The sequence below is a fragment of the Pseudomonas sp. TE6288 genome (assembly GCF_054062095.1).
In genome coordinates this window covers 22,864-35,700 of record NZ_JBSSEW010000016.1, presented here as the reverse complement: position 1 = coordinate 35,700, position 12,837 = coordinate 22,864, and the positions used below count along the sequence as shown (strand labels likewise).

The window sequence follows — 12,837 nt, the reverse complement described above, 5'->3', positions numbered from 1 at the left end:
TTGCCGCCTTCGCTGAACCCCCTGACGGTATTGCCATGAATTTCGCCCAACTCGGCCTGATCGAACCGCTGCTGCGCACCTTGCAGACGCTGGACTACACCACGCCCACCCCGGTCCAGGCCAAGGCCATCCCCGCCGTGCTCGCCGGTCGCGACCTGATGGCCGCCGCCCAGACCGGCACCGGCAAGACCGCCGGCTTCGCCTTGCCGGTGCTGCAGCGCCTGGCCCTGGAAGGGGAGAAGGTCGCCAGCAACTCGATCCGTGCGCTGGTGCTGGTACCGACCCGCGAGCTGGCCGAGCAGGTGCACAACAACGTGCGCGAGTACGCCGAGAACCTGCCGCTGAGCACCTACGCGGTGTATGGCGGGGTCAGCATCAACCCGCAGATGATGCGCCTGCGTCGTGGTGTCGACCTGTTGGTGGCGACCCCAGGCCGCTTGCTCGACCTCTTCCGCCAAAACGCGGTGAAGTTCAACCAGGTGCAGACCCTGGTGCTCGACGAAGCCGACCGCATGCTCGACCTGGGTTTTGCCGAAGAACTGCAGTCGGTGTACGCGGCGTTGCCGCGCAAGCGCCAGACGCTGCTGTTCTCCGCCACCTTCTCCGAGCAGATCCGTCTGCTCGCGGGCCTGGCGCTGAACGATCCGCTGAGCATCGAAGTGAGCCCGCGCAACGCCGCCGCGAGCACGGTCAAGCAGTGGCTGGTGCCTGTGGATAAAAAGCGCAAGGCCGACCTGTTCATCCACCTGATGCGCAAGCAGCGCTGGAAGCAGGTGCTGGTATTCGCCAAGACTCGCAACGGTGTCGATCAACTGGTCGAGCGTCTGTTGGCCGAGGGCGTGAACGCCGACGGCATCCATGGCGACCGTCCGCAGGCCACTCGCCAGCGCGCCCTGGACAGCTTCAAGGCCCGTGAGATCCAGGTATTGGTGGCCACCGATGTGGCCGCTCGCGGCCTGGACATCGACGACTTGCCGCTGGTGGTCAACCTCGACCTGCCAATCGTCGCCGAAGACTACGTGCACCGCATCGGCCGTACCGGCCGCGCAGGGAACAAGGGCGAGGCGATTTCGCTGGTGTGTGCCGACGAGGTGCAATTGCTGGCCGCGATCGAGACCCTGATCCGCCAGGTGTTGCCACGGCACGAGGAGCCGGATTTCATCCCCGATCACCGGGTGCCGGTGACCGATGCCAGTGGCCAGGTGCTGAAGAAACCGAAGAAGCCCAAGAAGCCGAAGGAGAACAGCGCCAAGCGAGGCCTGGGGCGCTGGATGGACAGCGAGGGAGCGGGGGCTGCTGCGCCGGCGGTCAAGGCGGTGCGCAAGGTACCGGCGTTCGGTGGCAAGCCGCGCAAGCCCAAGCCTTGAGATCCTCGGGGCTGCCTAGCAGCCCCGGCATTCTTCAGGTCAGGCGCGTCAGCCAATTAGCTGCCGCATTTCCCGCCCGCAACCCACTAGCGAAGCACGCCGTTAGCAGGTACCCACCCGTCGGGGCTTCCCAATCCAGCATCTCCCCCGCGCAGAACACCCCGGGCAGGTTGCGCACCATCAGTCCGTCGTCCAACCCTTCGAACCGCACCCCGCCGGCACTGCTGATCGCCTCGTCCAGCGGCCGGGTCCGCACCAGCACGATCGGCAGCGCCTTGATCGCCGCTGCCAGGCAGGCGGGGTCGGCAAAGGTCGCCTGGTCGGTCAGTTCGCGCAGCAACGCCGCTTTCACCCCGTCGATGCCCAGCTGACCGTGCAGATGCTTGGCCATCGAGCGCGATCCACGCGGCCTGGCCAGGGCCTGGGCAATCTTGTCTACAGGCCGGTCCGGCAGCAGGTCCAGCAGCAGGGTCGCCCGGCCGTCGCGGTTGATCGCCTCGCGCAGCGCCGCCGACCAGGCATACACCAGGCTGCCTTCCACTCCCTGGGCGGTGAGGATGAACTCGCCCTTGCGCGGCGCGGCGCCAGGGACGCTCAAGGCAATGTTCTTCAGCGGGGCACCGGCGAACTTGTCCTTGAGCAGCGTGCTCCAGCCTTCGACTTCGAAGCCGCAGTTGCTCGGTTGCAGCGCTGAGATATCCACACCCCGTTCAGCCAGCAGCGACACCCAGGCGCCGTCCGAACCCAGGCGCGCCCAACTACCGCCACCCAGCGCCAGTACCACGGCGTCTGTCTGCACTTGTCGTTCGCCCTGTGGATAACTGATCCGCAAGGCACCAGCGTCGGTCCAGCCCAGCCAACGGTGGCGGGTGTGGATAACCACCCCGGCCTCGCGCAGGCGCTTGAGCCAGGCCCGCAGCAGCGGCGCGGCCTTCATGTCGCGGGGAAATACGCGGCCCGAGGTGCCGACGAAGGTTTCGATACCCAGGCCGTGAATCCACTGGCGCAGGGCATCGGCGTCGAAGTCGCGCAGCAGCGTGTCGATCTCGCCGTGGCGTTTACCGTAGCGGCCTACGAAGGCCGGGTAGGGCTCGGAATGGGTGATGTTCATGCCACCGACACCGGCCAGCAGGAACTTGCGGCCCACCGAAGGCATGGCGTCGAACACTTCAACCACCATCCCGCGCCTGGCCAGGGCTTCGGCGGCCATCAGGCCAGCAGGGCCGCCACCGATCACGGCGACAAGGGGGCAGGAGGCGGGGCGAGGATCGTTCATGGCGGGCGGCAGGCTGTGGAAAAGAGCGCGCATTCTACCCCAGCGGGACGGCTCGCGGCACTGCTCAAAAAACAACCAACTCTTTGCGGCTCAGGCAGTTAAAGGGCTGGAGCGGCTTTCCCGCAGGTTATCCACAGGCGGTTCCACAGTCATTGTGCACAACCGAGCACCCGCGCCGCGCTGTGGTGGAGGATGCCGTGGCGCCGGGCCAGGGCCTGGCGGTCCTTGCTGTAGCCGCCACCGATCACCCCTACCACCGGGATGTCGCGGCCCAGGCATTGACGCAGCACATGCTCGTCGCGGGCAGCGAGGCCTGCGTCGGTCAGTTGCAGGTAGCCCAGGGCGTCGTCCTTGTGCACATCGACGCCGGCGTCATACAGCACAAGGTCTGGCTGGTACAGCGGCAGCAGGTAGTTCAGCGCATCCTCGACCACCTTGAGGTAGGCGCTGTCGTGCATGCCGCGCGGCAGGGGGATGTCCCAGTCGCTCTGGGCCTTGCGCGCCGGGAAGTTCTGCTCGCAGTGCAGCGATACGGTGATCGCCTCCGGCGTGTCGTGGAGAATGCGCGCGGTGCCGTCGCCCTGATGCACGTCGCAGTCGAAGATCAGCACCCGGTGTACGCGTCCGGCTTCCAGCAGGTAACGGCTGATCACTGCCAGGTCGTTGAAGATGCAGAAGCCGGCCGGGTGGTCGTAGTGGGCATGATGGGTGCCGCCGGCCAGGTGGCAGGCGATGCCATGCTGCAGCGCTTGCTCGGCGGCCAACAGCGAACCGCCCACGGCGCGCACGGTGCGCCTGGCCAAGGCTTCGCTCCAGGGCAGGCCCAGGCGGCGTTGGTCCTCGCGGGACAGTTCGCCGTTCATGTAGCGCTCGATATAGGCACGGTCATGGGCCAGGGCGAGGATGTCGGTGGGGCAGATTTCAGGGCGCAGCAGGGCGGTGTCGGTGGTCAGGCCGCTGTCTACCAGGTGATCGCGCAGCAGGCGGAACTTGTCCATCGGGAAGCGATGGTCCGGCGGGAATTCGGGGCTGTAGTCGTCGTGGTAGATCAGCGGCAGGGGCATGGTGTCGGCGCGTTGGGGGCGAACACCGATCTTGCCAGTATTGGTGGCGCCGGCGCCAACGCAATCGCGGGGCAAGCCCGCTCCCACGGAGCTGAGGTTATCTTGTGGCGCTCATTGGCCTGCCGATGCCAGCACCCTTTGCCAGTCCGGCTCGTTCATCCGCCCAAGAATCCGTGCCTTGCCATTGCCATCCACCGACACGAACAGCGCACTGGCGTAGCCGCTCTCACGCTCGCCGCCCGGCACATGCTGCTGGCGGGCGAAGTGATCGATGCAACCATTGTGGGTCACCAGTACCAGGTTATGCCCGGGCCGCTTGCGGGCCATGGCCTCGGCGGGGAAAGGACGGTCGCAGCGCTCCAGCCAGTCTTCGCTGGACACGGCCTGGCCAAGGATGAAATGCGCGGTCTGGCGGGTACGCAGCTTCGGGCTGCTGAGCACATCGGCTCCGGTCAGCCCCAGCTGCCGCAAGCCGTGGCCGACCCGCTGCGCCGCCTGGCTGCCGGCCACGGTTATGCCGGTCGCATCGTCCAGGCAGGGGCCAGGGGCGCTGTCACAGCGCTCGGCATGGCGGATCATCACGATCACCGCGCCTTCCTTCCAGTCCTGCAGCAGGCCGCTGTCACTCAGTTGTTGCTCGTTGCCAAGGTTCACGATGTGCGTCCTCGTCGCTAGCCAGGTGCTGGCCCCAGCCAGTACCAGGAGCAGGCCGATGGCGGCGCCGAGCGCGGTACGTGAGCGGCGGCGTTCGGGGCGGGCCAGCAGGGCCGGGTTGTGCAGGGCGTTGCTGGGGGGCATGCGTCACTCCGATGGCAGTGCGGCGTCGACCAAGGCCGCGGTGGGTGCCGGCATTGTGCGAAGGCGCCTGTCGGGGAGCGGTGAAGCCGATGTGAAAAATGCATCGGCTGGACGATGGACGCGGCCTACGCTGTAAACTGCCAGACCGAGATTCTGGAGCCGCGCCGATGACCCCCATCCTCGAACTGGAAAGCCCGCGCCTGGTGCTGCGCCAATGGCAGGACGACGACCTGCGCGAGTTCGCCGCCTTGTGCGCCGACCCACAGGTGATGCGTTACTTCCCCGCACCGATGACCCGGGTCGAGGCGGCCGCGCTGATCGGCCGGGTGCGCGGTCATTTCAACGAGTACGGCTTCGGCCTGTGGGCATTGGAGCGCAAGGACAGCGGTGCTTTCATCGGCATGACCGGGCTGCTCAACGTCAACTTCGACGCGCCCTTCGCCCCGGCGGTGGAGATCGGCTGGCGCCTGGCCCGCCGGCACTGGGGGCTGGGTTTCGCCAGCGAGGCGGCCTGGGCTTGCCTGCGCTGTGCCTTCGCCCAGTTGCATCTGGACGAGGTGGTGTCGTTCACCACCGAGGGCAACTTGCCGTCGCAGAAAGTGATGCAGGCCATCGGCATGGTTCAGGACCTCGAGGGCAGCTTCGAGCACCCGCGCCTGCCGCCGAACGATCCGCTGCGCCCTCATGTGCTGTACCGCATCGACCGCGCCCGCTGGCAACAGAACCTGCGCGGCTGAATAGCTCGCCATTCGTACGACGGGACCAACGGCAAAACCCTGTATCATTCGCCGGCATAAACGCGCCGTATTGCCTTGCCAGGAGAACCCCATGAGCCACGTACTCGACGATCTGGTCGACTTGCTGAGCCTCGAGTCCATCGAGGAGAACCTGTTCCGCGGACGCAGCCAGGACCTGGGCTTCCGCCAGCTGTACGGTGGCCAGGTGCTCGGTCAGTCGTTGTCGGCGGCCAGCCAGACGGTCGAGGATGCGCGCCATGTGCATTCGCTGCATGGCTACTTCCTGCGCCCGGGTGATGCCAGCATGCCGGTGGTCTACTCAGTGGATCGAGTCCGTGACGGCGGCAGTTTCAGCACCCGGCGGGTCACGGCGATCCAGAAGGGCCAGCCGATCTTCACCTGCAGCGCCTCGTTCCAGTACGACGAAGAAGGCTTCGAGCACCAGGCGTCGATGCCCGACGTGGTCGGCCCGGAGAACCTGCCTAGCGAGGTCGAGCTGGCCAGCGCCATGGCTGACAAGCTACCCGAGCGCATCCGCGAGAAGGTGCTGTGCGCCAAGCCCATCGAGATCCGTCCGGTCACCGAGCGCGACCCGTTCAATCCCAAGCCAGGCGACCCGGTCAAGTACGCCTGGTTCCGTGCCGATGGCAACCTCCCGGATATTCCGGCGCTGCACAAGTACCTGCTGGCGTACGCCTCGGACTTCGGCCTGCTCACCACATCCTTGCTGCCCCATGGCAAGTCGGTGTGGCAGAAGGACATGCAGATCGCCAGCCTCGACCACTCACTGTGGTTCCACCGTGACCTGCGCGCCGACGACTGGTTGCTGTACGCCACCGACAGCCCCTGGGCCGGCAATGCCCGTGGCTTCTGCCGGGGCAGCATCTTCAACCGCGCCGGGCAACTGGTGGCCTCTTCGACCCAGGAAGGCCTGATCCGCCATCGCAAGGACTGGGCATGAGCCTGGGCGACATTCGCCACTGGGTGTTCGACATGGACGGCACCTTGACGGTTGCCGTGCATGACTTCGCGGCCATCCGCGAAGCGCTCGAAATCCCGTCCGAGCACGACATCCTCACCCACCTGGCAGCCTTGCCGGCAGCGGAGGCGGCGGCCAAGCATGCCTGGCTGCTGGAGCATGAGCGCGACCTGGCGATCGCCTCCAAGGCCGCCGACGGCGCCGTGGAGCTGGTGCGCGAACTGGCCCGACGCGATTGCCGGCTGGCCATTCTCACGCGCAATGCCAGCGAGCTTGCCCACGTGACCCTCGAGGCCATCGGCCTGGCTGACTGCTTCCCGGTCGAACATATCCTCGGACGCGACGAGGCGGCACCCAAGCCCAGCCCGGACGGGTTGTTGCAGATCGCCCGGGCCTGGGGTGTGAGCCCCGGTGTAATGGTGATGGTCGGTGACTACCGCTTCGACCTCGACTGCGGCCGGGCCGCAGGCACCCGCACCGTGCTGGTCAACTTGCCGGACAATCCCTGGCCGCAGCTGGCTGACTGGCACGCGGCCGATTGCCGGGCGTTGAGGGCGTTGCTCGGCTGACGGCCCTGTCGCGGGGCAAGCCCGCTCCCACGTGCCTACCATCGTGGGAGCGGGCCTGCCCCGCGATCGTCCAGACCTGTCTAAGCTGCACTGCACCTTTTCCCATGATGGAGACCCATCCCATGAGCACCAAGGCCCTCTACGTCCTGCCCGGCGGCGGCTACGACAAGGTCCAGGTCGGCACCTGCGAAACCGTCGCGCCCAAGGCCGGTGAGATCACCGTGCGCCTGCATGCCAGCTCCCTCAACTACCACGACTTCGCCGTGGTCAGTGGCATGTGGGGGCCGAGCGAGCGGCGCATCCCGATGGCCGACGGCGCTGGCGAAGTGATCGCGGTGGGGGCTGGGGTCAGTGAGTTCCAGGTTGGCGATGCCGTGGTCAGCACGTTCTTCCCCGACTGGCTCGGCGGCCAGGCCCAGGTCGAGGGCTTCGCCAGCGTGCCGGGGGATGGCATCGACGGCTACGCCCGCGAACAGGTTACCGCCCGGGCTACCTCCTTCACCCATGCGCCCAAAGGCTACAGCCATGCCGAGTCGGCGACGCTGACCACCGCCGGCCTCACCGCCTGGCGCGCGTTGATGAGCGACGACCACCTCAAGCCCGGTGACAGCGTGCTGGTGCAGGGCACCGGTGGCGTGTCGATCTTTGCCCTGCAGTTCGCCAAGCTGGCCGGCGCCACGGTGATCGCCACCTCGTCCAGCGATGCCAAGCTCGAGCGCCTCAAGGCACTGGGCGCGGATCACTTGATCAACTACAAGGCCACGCCTGCCTGGGGCGAAAAGGTCCGTGAACTCACCGGCGGCCGTGGCGTGGACCATGTGATCGAAGTCGGCGGCCCGGCCACCCTGGAGCAGTCGATGATCGCGGCGCGCATCGGTGGCCACGTGTCGTTGATCGGCATTCTCACCGGCGTGGCCGGGCAGTTGCCGTTGGTGCAGGCGCTGGTGCGGCAGATCCGCCTGCAGGGCGTGCTGGTGGGCAGCCGCGCCCAGCAGCAGGCGATGGTCCGCGCCATCGACGCCAACGGCCTGCGGCCGGTGGTGGACAAGCATTTCGAACTGGAGCAGATGGTCGAGGCGTTCAGGTATCAGGAGAGCAACCGGCATTTCGGCAAGATCTGCCTGACCTGGTGAAGGTCTGTGCAAGGCCCTGTGAAGAGACGGTGCGCTGTTTGGCGTGGGACCCAGTTCAGGTATGGGACAGCAATGGAAACATCAGCGCCTGTCCATCGACACTGGTGGGGGCCGCGCCCCAGACGAACAGCGCATCATCGTTATCCACAACTCGCGTCGCGAAGCCATCGCTATGTAGCGGCGCAAACCCCAGCACTACCTCCCGGGTCGTAGCCGTGACCAGTTCAGCCACCACATCGGCGAGCACCAGTTCGCGTTCGCAGAACACGTCCACCAGCACCATCCGCTCGCCATCATGTTCGATCACCACATAGGCCTCGTGCTCTGCGGAATGGAACACCGCCTCCCGGTATGGCCCATCGCAATAGAACATCGTCAGCGGCACATTCGGTACCAGGCTCAATCGTGCCTGTGGACAACTCTTTTCCAGCGCATCGATGAAGCGTTGACGTTGTTCGCCATCATCCAGATTCACCGGGTGGAAGGTCGTGGCCCGTGGTTGCGCAGCCCAGGGCTGGTAGTACTCGCGTTCGACCACTCGGCGAAAACCGAACTTGGGGTAGAGATCAAGTACGGTGCTGTTGGCGAACAGGTACAGCAGGTCGCATTGGCCTGCCCAGCGCTCCACCAGCACTTCCATCAGATAACGGCTGTAGCCACGGCCTCGTGCTTCGGGCGCAGTCATCACCGTGCCGATCTGAACGCAGTGCAGATGTTGGCCACCGAGGGTGAAGTCGAGCAGGTTGGCCGAGGCGTTGGCCAGCATCTTTCCGTCGCGAACCAGTGAGCACGGCTGGTTGTCGGCTTGCCAGAAACCGGCCTGGTACCAGGCTTCGAAGTCGAAGCCGAAGGTCTGGCGGGTCAGGGCGTTTAGTTCGGCGCGTAGAAGCTGGTCGTCTCGGTAGTGTTCAACCAGTTTGTGGGTGGGCTCGCTCAGGGAGGTTACCATGGCCTTTTCTGACGCTATGTATGAGGCACTGAATATTAGCCATGACACTGAGCGAGTGTTGTAATTAATTGTGCAGTTGGAAACTGAATGTTCTCAGGCAGGCACCAGTAGTTGGACTTCCAGGTTACTGACCATCCGCTTCTAGCTGGCGAATTCGCTGACGAAGATTGGCTATTTCGATGTGCTGCTGTTCCATCCTCGTTCGAGGTGTTCTCAAGCGTTGGCCTCCAAGGTTGATAGAGCGGGGGACGTTTGGAGATCCGGTGTCGACAGTGTCAAAACCGTCAACTGTCGTATGGTCTGCACGGGTCATAGGTATTGATTCGGGAGTTCGCCGCGACGCGCCTGCTTGGTGAGATGCACCGATGGTGCTTCCAAGTTCATGGTAACCCACCCCAATCACTATGGCATTCCCTGTAGCAGTAACAAGTTGCGTTGGCAGTGCGGCGGCTTCGCCAAGTGCACCAACTGTAGCAACAACTGAACCCGTGAAAGCAATTTGTGTATTGCGATCCGCTAGGTCAATATTATGAGTGCCATTTCTCCGGTCAGCGATCGCAGTGGCAGCAATAGTCAACGCAGGTTGAGAGGCGCCAAGTGCATTTACACTGTTGGTAAGTATGGGTGAGATCCACTCTGGTAATAAATAGTCTTTTATAACTGTCCAGGCTGCTAACCACTTGGAGCGTCCGCTTCGATCATGGAAGTTGATAGGGTCTCCGTGACAGTAGGCATAAGCGTTCACTCCGCCACGACCGAAAGGGCTCAGGCCGTCGGGCGAGTGGAACCGCATGATCATGGGGTTGTAGGTTCTGTGCCCATTACCTAGCACGTACCAACTCAGATGCTGTTCACAGGGCTGTCCAGTAAAACCCGATACAGGCGTATTGGCTCGCGGGGTGCGATCACCGTAGGGACCATAGCTTATGCCGGTGGGCTTTTCCGCTTGCCGCATCAAGAGCGGGCTTTGCAGGCGGTCTGTGGCCAGCAAGGTGTTTGTCATGGTGGGTACCATTTGTAGTGGGAAAGCCCGGATGATCGCGATCTGTCGTGCTCAAGCTGATGACAGCCAAACTATCAGTGCGTAAAGGCCCGTGAAACTGGTAAAAATGACAGTTGCCCGGACCACCTCCTCACTGGGTTTGGTTGAGGTAAACGCATCGAACGCGGATGGCTTTACGCCCTACGTACCTCCCGTTCAAACACCACCACCGCCGCCCGCAACTTGCGCCCACCGAACAGGCTCATGCGCTGGAACTCCTGGTAGCTGACCGGCAGGTGCTGGCAGTCCAGGGCCTGCCGGTGACGAGCGTGGTCGGTGTCGGGGTCGTGCAGGTAGACGAAGTCGTCGTCGCAGGCGGTGACCAGCACCCAATGCGGCGCCTTGCTACCGGTCAGCCGGTAGTTGCTGATCAGCACCAGCGCCAGGCCGCCTTCGGCCAGTACCCGGGGCAGGTCGGGGGCCTGCCGGGCGACCTCCACGTCGCTGTCCTGCAATTCGGCGCAGAAGTCCTCATGAACCAGGCGCATGACCTCCTTCTTGCCAGGCTGGCGCACGCCATCGAGAAACAGCGGCCCTTCGGTATTGAGCAGCAGGCGCACGCGAAAGCCCCGACGCCATGCGGCCAGCGCCAGCCCGTGGGGGCTGCAGCCGCCGTGGCCGGAGGTCATGAACACGGTGGTTGCCTCGCGCCACAGGCGCAGTTCCTCGCGGCGGCTTGGCGGGCGCTGCGATCGCAGCGCGGCCATGGCCATCAGCAGGCAGGCCGGGCCGCAGGTGAAATCGGTGGTCTGGGCATAGTAGGGAACCGGTCGCGTCTCGCCCGCCGGGTGCTGGAGGATGCGCTTTTCGTAGCGCAGGGCGCTGGTGTGGTCCTCGTAGTAGTCGTCGACCTGGGCGAAGCGGCGGTAGCCATGGCGTTCGTACAGGGCAATGGCCTTGGGATTGTCGGTGCGTACCTCAAGACGCAGGTAGGCGCGTTCGTGCTCCAGGGCGCAATGTTCGGCCTGTTCCAGCAAGCGGGCGCCAAGGCCATGGCCACGCGCCTGTTCGGCAATGGCGATGGAATACAGCCGGGCCAGCGAGGTGCCACGGTGGAAGAGTAACAGCGCATAACCCATCAGTTGTCCGTCGCGTTGCGCCACCAGCAGGCTGGCGTTGGCGTGGGAAAGCATCCAGCGAAAGCTGCGCGGGGTCAGTCGATCGATGGCGAAGCACTGGTTCTCCAGCGCCAGCAGGGCCGGCAGGTCGTCAACAGTTGCCAGGCGAAATTCGATGTGCATAGGGCCGCCGTAAAAGTTGCGTAATGAAACGGGACATTCGAAAAACTTCGTGCTTAATAGAACCCGTGTCTACCCAACACAGGGCTTCAATCATGTCTTCGTTTCAGGAACCTTTACCTGGCTGGCCCGGGGAAAGTTCACACTCAAGTACAGCTGGTGTTATTTATCCACTGACACTGGATAATAAGTCAAGTCAGCTGGTGATCATCGTTGAACGGCGTGAGGACTGGGCTTCGTACCTGCCCAGCGAGGACGTCTTGACGGCCCAGGAGTATCTGGAGGAGCCACGCGAGGCCGATAACGGCAAGCGTGTCCAGGTAATAAACCTATGTCGTAATTACAAGTATCTAGGTCACGGTTATTATTGTTCGTTGTTGGCCGAGGCGCGAGGGCATAAAGTCATTCCCTCGGTCAGAAGTATCAGTGAGTTGACCCGTAAGTCGTTATACGGACTGGCCCTCGACGACATGGCGCGCAGCCTCGAGAGTGCCTTGGCCAATCACCCCTATGGAGAAACCGAAGGGTTCACCCTGACCCTGTATTTCGGCCGTACCGATCTGGAACCGCTGCAGGACATCGCCCGCCAGCTGTTCGAAAGTTTCCCGTGCCCGATCCTGTTGGTGGAGTTCCGCAAGACCAGCGCCTGGCATATCGCCGGGGTCAAGGCCGGTGCGCTGCACAAGTTGCGTGAAGACCAGCAGGACCCGTTCGCCAACGCCCTCGATGGCTTCAGTCGCAGGATCTGGCGCCAGCCACGCTCGCGCCGCGTGGCGCGATACGACCTGGCGATCCTCCACGATCCTGACGAAGCGCTGCCGCCTTCCAACCCCAAGGCACTGGAACACTTCATCCGCGCCGGGCGCCAGTTGGGGGTCGATGTCGAGCTGATTGGCAAAAAAGACTACGCCCGTCTGGCCGAATACGATGCCCTGCTGATCCGCGAGACCACCAGCGTCGACAACCACACCTACCGTTTCGCCAAGAAGGCCGAGAGCGAAGGGCTGGTGGTAATGGACGACCCGGCATCGATCCTGCGCTGCACCAACAAGGTGTACCTGACCGACCTGCTGCGCAGCCATCGCCTGGCCATGCCGGCCAGCGAGATCCTCTACCGCGACAACCCTCAGGCCCTGGAAGGCATCGGCGAGCGGTTGGGCTTTCCGCTGGTGCTGAAGATCCCCGACGGCTGTTTCTCCCGGGGCGTGATCAAGGTCAAGGACCCCGGCGAACTCCAGGCCGCCACCGCCGACCTGTTCGAGCATTCGGTACTGCTGCTTGCCCAGGAATACCTCTACACCGAGTACGACTGGCGTATCGGTGTGCTCAACCGCAAACCGATTTTTGCCTGCCAGTACTTCATGTCCAAGGGCCACTGGCAGATCTTCAACCATCAGGCCCAGCGCGACGAGGTCAACGGCGAGTGCCGCACCCTGGCCGTGCACGAGGCGCCGCGGGCGGTGGTGGAGCTGGCGGTCAAGGCCGCCAACCTGATCGGCGATGGCCTGTACGGCGTCGACCTCAAACAGGTCGGCGAGCGGGTGGTGGTAATAGAGGTCAACGACAACCCCAACCTCGACGCAGGCATCGAGGATGCCTACCTGCATGACGACCTCTACACCCTGGTGCTGGAGGAATTCATCCGTCGCCTGGAGCAGAAGCGCCGGGGGCAAGCCTGGTAACGA

The 12,837-nt window shown here is 64.2% G+C and carries 12 protein-coding genes; 6 read left to right on the top strand and 6 right to left on the bottom strand.

Going from position 1 to position 12,837, the window contains the following annotated elements:
• Positions 1-35: 35 nt before the first annotated feature.
• On the top strand, positions 36-1,367 hold the full coding sequence (locus tag ACVWY1_RS17795) for a DEAD/DEAH box helicase (RefSeq protein WP_102684159.1): 1,332 nt from the start codon (positions 36-38) through the stop codon (positions 1,365-1,367).
• Between the two features lie 34 nt (positions 1,368-1,401).
• On the opposite strand, the gene ACVWY1_RS17790 is transcribed toward ACVWY1_RS17795, so the two are convergent.
• From ACVWY1_RS17790 to pmrG, 3 genes are all read right to left on the bottom strand, one after another.
• A complete protein-coding gene (locus tag ACVWY1_RS17790) occupies positions 1,402-2,643 on the bottom strand; it encodes a TIGR03862 family flavoprotein (RefSeq protein WP_457378586.1) in 1,242 nt (413 codons plus the stop codon).
• Between the two features lie 149 nt (positions 2,644-2,792).
• On the bottom strand, positions 2,793-3,707 hold the full coding sequence (locus ACVWY1_RS17785; RefSeq protein WP_277505537.1) for a histone deacetylase family protein: 915 nt from the start codon (positions 3,705-3,707) through the stop codon (positions 2,793-2,795).
• 111 nt (positions 3,708-3,818) lie between these two features.
• Positions 3,819-4,505 carry a lipopolysaccharide core heptose(II)-phosphate phosphatase PmrG gene (gene pmrG / locus ACVWY1_RS17780; RefSeq protein WP_277502685.1) on the bottom strand — a complete coding sequence of 229 codons (687 nt, stop codon included), beginning with the start codon at positions 4,503-4,505 and terminating at the stop codon, positions 3,819-3,821.
• A 167-nt stretch (positions 4,506-4,672) separates the two neighbouring features.
• On the opposite strand from pmrG, the gene ACVWY1_RS17775 reads away from it, so the two are divergent.
• From ACVWY1_RS17775 to ACVWY1_RS17760, 4 genes are all read left to right on the top strand, one after another.
• Positions 4,673-5,242: a GNAT family N-acetyltransferase gene (locus ACVWY1_RS17775; RefSeq protein WP_139668342.1), complete on the top strand. Its 570-nt coding sequence runs from the start codon at positions 4,673-4,675 to the stop codon at positions 5,240-5,242.
• A gap of 91 nt (positions 5,243-5,333) precedes the next feature.
• Complete coding sequence (tesB, locus tag ACVWY1_RS17770) at positions 5,334-6,203, top strand: acyl-CoA thioesterase II (protein ID WP_110703148.1); 870 nt, start codon at positions 5,334-5,336, stop codon at positions 6,201-6,203.
• Complete coding sequence (locus tag ACVWY1_RS17765) at positions 6,200-6,790, top strand: HAD family hydrolase (RefSeq protein WP_457378585.1); 591 nt, start codon at positions 6,200-6,202, stop codon at positions 6,788-6,790. The genes tesB and ACVWY1_RS17765 overlap by 4 nt, the downstream gene beginning before the upstream one ends.
• Positions 6,791-6,912: 122 nt before the next feature.
• Positions 6,913-7,923, top strand: coding sequence for a zinc-dependent alcohol dehydrogenase family protein (locus ACVWY1_RS17760; RefSeq protein WP_277502692.1), 1,011 nt, complete (start codon positions 6,913-6,915; stop codon positions 7,921-7,923).
• Between the two features lie 55 nt (positions 7,924-7,978).
• Here the strand turns inward: ACVWY1_RS17760 and ACVWY1_RS17755 are convergent, their stop codons facing one another.
• The 3 genes from ACVWY1_RS17755 to ACVWY1_RS17745 form a co-directional block, all read right to left on the bottom strand.
• Positions 7,979-8,872, bottom strand: coding sequence for a GNAT family N-acetyltransferase (locus ACVWY1_RS17755; protein ID WP_457378584.1), 894 nt, complete (start codon positions 8,870-8,872; stop codon positions 7,979-7,981).
• Positions 8,873-8,996: 124 nt separating this feature from the next.
• On the bottom strand, positions 8,997-9,875 hold the full coding sequence (locus tag ACVWY1_RS17750) for an RHS repeat-associated core domain-containing protein (protein WP_457378583.1): 879 nt from the start codon (positions 9,873-9,875) through the stop codon (positions 8,997-8,999).
• A gap of 173 nt (positions 9,876-10,048) precedes the next feature.
• On the bottom strand, positions 10,049-11,155 hold the full coding sequence (locus tag ACVWY1_RS17745) for a peptidase C39 family protein (RefSeq protein ID WP_110703134.1): 1,107 nt from the start codon (positions 11,153-11,155) through the stop codon (positions 10,049-10,051).
• A gap of 92 nt (positions 11,156-11,247) precedes the next feature.
• On the opposite strand from ACVWY1_RS17745, the gene ACVWY1_RS17740 reads away from it, so the two are divergent.
• Entirely contained in the window at positions 11,248-12,834 is a 1,587-nt protein-coding gene (locus ACVWY1_RS17740) for a RimK family protein (RefSeq protein WP_457378582.1), read from the top strand.
• Positions 12,835-12,837 lie beyond the last annotated feature (3 nt).

Coding starts and splice junctions, on each gene's coding strand:
- ACVWY1_RS17795 (WP_102684159.1), top strand. CDS start 36: ATGAATTTCGCCCAACTCGGCCTGATCGAACCGCTGCTGCGCACCTTG.
- ACVWY1_RS17790 (WP_457378586.1), bottom strand. CDS start 2,643: ATGAACGATCCTCGCCCCGCCTCCTGCCCCCTTGTCGCCGTGATCGGT.
- ACVWY1_RS17785 (WP_277505537.1), bottom strand. CDS start 3,707: ATGCCCCTGCCGCTGATCTACCACGACGACTACAGCCCCGAATTCCCG.
- pmrG (WP_277502685.1), bottom strand. CDS start 4,505: ATGCCCCCCAGCAACGCCCTGCACAACCCGGCCCTGCTGGCCCGCCCC.
- ACVWY1_RS17775 (WP_139668342.1), top strand. CDS start 4,673: ATGACCCCCATCCTCGAACTGGAAAGCCCGCGCCTGGTGCTGCGCCAA.
- tesB (WP_110703148.1), top strand. CDS start 5,334: ATGAGCCACGTACTCGACGATCTGGTCGACTTGCTGAGCCTCGAGTCC.
- ACVWY1_RS17765 (WP_457378585.1), top strand. CDS start 6,200: ATGAGCCTGGGCGACATTCGCCACTGGGTGTTCGACATGGACGGCACC.
- ACVWY1_RS17760 (WP_277502692.1), top strand. CDS start 6,913: ATGAGCACCAAGGCCCTCTACGTCCTGCCCGGCGGCGGCTACGACAAG.
- ACVWY1_RS17755 (WP_457378584.1), bottom strand. CDS start 8,872: ATGGTAACCTCCCTGAGCGAGCCCACCCACAAACTGGTTGAACACTAC.
- ACVWY1_RS17750 (WP_457378583.1), bottom strand. CDS start 9,875: ATGACAAACACCTTGCTGGCCACAGACCGCCTGCAAAGCCCGCTCTTG.
- ACVWY1_RS17745 (WP_110703134.1), bottom strand. CDS start 11,155: ATGCACATCGAATTTCGCCTGGCAACTGTTGACGACCTGCCGGCCCTG.
- ACVWY1_RS17740 (WP_457378582.1), top strand. CDS start 11,248: ATGTCTTCGTTTCAGGAACCTTTACCTGGCTGGCCCGGGGAAAGTTCA.